Annotated in this window: 3 protein-coding genes and 1 pseudogene; all 4 read left to right on the forward strand. The window is 66.1% G+C overall.

Annotation, left to right across the window (positions count from 1 at the left end):
* Positions 1–890, forward strand: an 890-nt coding sequence (locus tag ACE04A_RS11905) for a flagellar hook-length control protein FliK (RefSeq protein ID WP_485820145.1), incomplete at its 5' end; no start/stop codon positions are given.
* A 170-nt stretch (positions 891–1,060) separates the two neighbouring features.
* Entirely contained in the window at positions 1,061–1,675 is a 615-nt protein-coding gene (gene fliL / locus ACE04A_RS11910) for a flagellar basal body-associated protein FliL (protein WP_259248468.1), read from the forward strand.
* A gap of 2 nt (positions 1,676–1,677) precedes the next feature.
* Positions 1,678–2,685, forward strand: coding sequence for a flagellar motor switch protein FliM (gene fliM, locus ACE04A_RS11915; RefSeq protein ID WP_259248470.1), 1,008 nt, complete (start codon positions 1,678–1,680; stop codon positions 2,683–2,685).
* A pseudogene (locus ACE04A_RS11920) lies at positions 2,678–2,865 on the forward strand (flagellar motor switch protein FliN); the annotation flags it as partial. The gene fliM and the pseudogene ACE04A_RS11920, both read left to right, overlap by 8 nt.

Raw genomic sequence — 2,865 nt, forward strand, 5'->3', positions numbered from 1 at the left:
CCCGCACGCCGGTCGCCGTGACCGCCGTGCAGGCCGAAGCCGCCGCCGCGATTGCCGCGCGCGATGCTCAGGTCGCGCAGCCGGTCCTGACCGCCGCCGTCAAGCCGGGCAGCGCCACGGCCACGGCCGTCGCCGCCGCCCCGACCACGCAGCCGGCCGTCAAGGCCGAAGCACCGCGCGCCGCTGTCGACCTGCCGTTGCCGCGCGTTGCGCGCGAAACCAAGGCCGACGCCGAGCCCGCCACCACCACGACCTTGCCCGCGCGCACCGAAGAAGAAGTGTTGGCCGCCTTGACCGGCACCACCCAGCAATTCCAGGCGCCGCAACATGGCGCCACGGCGCAGGACCATCTGGCGCAGGCACTTGCCGCCGCCACGCAACGCCAGGCCGCGCCCGTCGTGAACCAATCGGCCTTCGCCCCGCCGGCCGTGCCGCTTGTGATGCAGGTCGCCACCCCGGTCGGCGGCACGCATTGGGGCACCGAGCTGGGCCAGCAAGTGGTGATGATGAGCACCAACGCGCGCCAGGGCATGCAGACCGCCGAGCTGCGGCTGGATCCGCCCGACCTGGGCCCCCTGCGCGTCAGCCTGAACATCGCCGACGGCGTGGCCAGCGCGTCGTTCGTCTCGGCGCATGCCTCGGTGCGCCAGGCCATCGAAACCGCGATGCCGCAATTGCAGCAAGCCTTGGCGCAAGCCGGCATTTCGCTGGGCCAGACCAGCGTGGGCGAACAGTCCGCGCAGCAGGAATTCGCGCAACAACAAGGCAACGGCGGCTCGCAGCGTCAGTCGGGCAATGGATCGGCGCTTGCCGATGCATCGGCCGACAACGCCACCCCCACCGTGACGGTGTCGCGCAACGCCAACGCATTGGTCGACACCTTTGCGTGACAAATACGCGGCCCGCGCTTGGCAACGAACGCGGGCAGTGCAGCAATAGCTTGAGATACGCGGCTTTCGCCCTGTTTTTCGCCTCCAAGCCGAGGCGTAGTTTGGGGCAGAATGCTTTCATCCACTAAGAATCCGTTTTCACCAGCGGCTCAATACGCATCGAAACCGAGATGGCGACTACCAAACCCATAACCGCGCCGTCGGGCGCAAAGAAATCCGGCGGCGGCATTCTTCGTCTGCTGCTGGGCCTGTTGGTCTTGCTCCTTGTTGCCGCCGGCAGTGCGGGCGCAACCTGGTTCATCACCCAACGCCTGCAGCAACCGCAAGCCGGCGCGCCCGTGCAATTGGGCGTGGGCCAGGTGCCCGGCGGCCAGCCCGGCCAACCGGGTCAGCCCGGTCAGCCCGGCCAGGGCCCCCAAGCCACGCCGACCACGTTTGTGGCGCCGCCCGCCGGCCCCATCGCGGTGCCCGCCCCGATCTTCGTCCCGATCGAAGCGTTCACCGTGACGCTGCAAAACGCGGAAACCGAACGCATCATGCACGTGGGCCTGACCCTGCGCGTCAGCGACGAGCAGACCCGCACCCGACTTGAAAAGTACATGCCTGAAGTGCGCAGCCGCATCCTGATGGTGCTGTCGTCGCAATCGCCCACCGGCGTGCAGACGCAGCAAGGCAAGACCGAAATGGCCAACGCAATCAAGACCGTGGTCAACCAGCCGTTCTCGCCCCTGCCTGACGGCCAGTATGTCACCGACGTGCTGTTCACGGCGTTCGTGGTGCAATAAGCATGGCCTACGAGGCATTCCTTTCGCAGGACGAAGTCGATGCGCTGCTAGCCGGCGTCACCGGCGAGAGCGATAGCAAATCAGCGGCCGCGAACCCCAACGATGGCGCGCGCGCCTACGACTTGAGCTCGCCCGAGCGGGTCGTGCGCCGCCGCATGCAGACGCTGGAGCTCATCAACGAGCGTTTTGCGCGCCACATGCGCAACGTGCTGTTGAACTTCATGCGCCGCAGCGCCGACATCACCGTCGGCTCGATCAAGATCCAGAAATACGCGGACTTTGAACGCAACCTGCCCGTGCCCAGCAATCTGAACATGATTCAGATGAAGCCCCTGCGCGGCACGGCGCTGTTCACCTATGACCCGAATCTGGTGTTCCTGGTCATCGACAGCCTGTTCGGCGGCGATGGCCGCTACCACACGCGCGTCGAAGGCCGGGACTTCACCACGACCGAACAACGCATCATCCGGCGTCTGCTGAACCTGACGCTGGAAAGCTACGGCAAGTCCTGGGACCCCGTCTATCCCATCGAATTCGAGTACGTGCGCTCGGAGATGCACACCAAGTTCGCCAGCATCACCGGCAACAATGAAGTGGTGGTCGTCACCTCGTTCCACATCGAATTCGGCGCGACCGGCGGCGACCTGAACATCTGCCTGCCCTATTCCATGATCGAGCCGGTGCGCGATCTGCTGACGCGGCCGCTGCAAGAAACCACGATGGAAGAGGTTGACCAGCGCTGGTCGCAGCAGTTGTCGCGCCAGGTTCGCAGCGCCGACATCGACGTGGTCGCGGAATTCGCGCGCATCCCGTCGTCGATCCGCGAACTGATGAATTTGAAGGTGGGCGACGTCCTTCCCGTGGACGTGCCCCAGACCATCACAGCCCACGTGGATGGCGTACCGCTGATGGAATGCGGCTACGGCGTTTTCAACGGCCAGTACGCGCTTCGCGTACAGAACATGTTTACCTACGATACCGATTCAAACGAGGCCCCCGACCATGACTGACAAGAACGAGCCTGGCACCGGCTCGTCCCCGGCCGACGACTGGGCCGACGCGCTCGCCGAACAATCCCGCGCCAACCCGCCCACCCAAGCCGACGGCCTCAAGCCGCAGGACGACTGGGCGGCCGCGATGGCTGAACAAACCGCCTCCACGCCGCCCGCGGCCGCGACGCCTGCTCCGTC

It is taken from the genome of Achromobacter colocynthidis (assembly GCF_057334535.1).

What these genes read in the sequence shown, in the direction of transcription:
- fliL (WP_259248468.1), top strand. Translation starts at nt 1,061, where the DNA reads ATGGCGACTACCAAACCCATAACCGCGCCGTCGGGCGCAAAGAAATCC.
- fliM (WP_259248470.1), top strand. Translation starts at nt 1,678, where the DNA reads ATGGCCTACGAGGCATTCCTTTCGCAGGACGAAGTCGATGCGCTGCTA.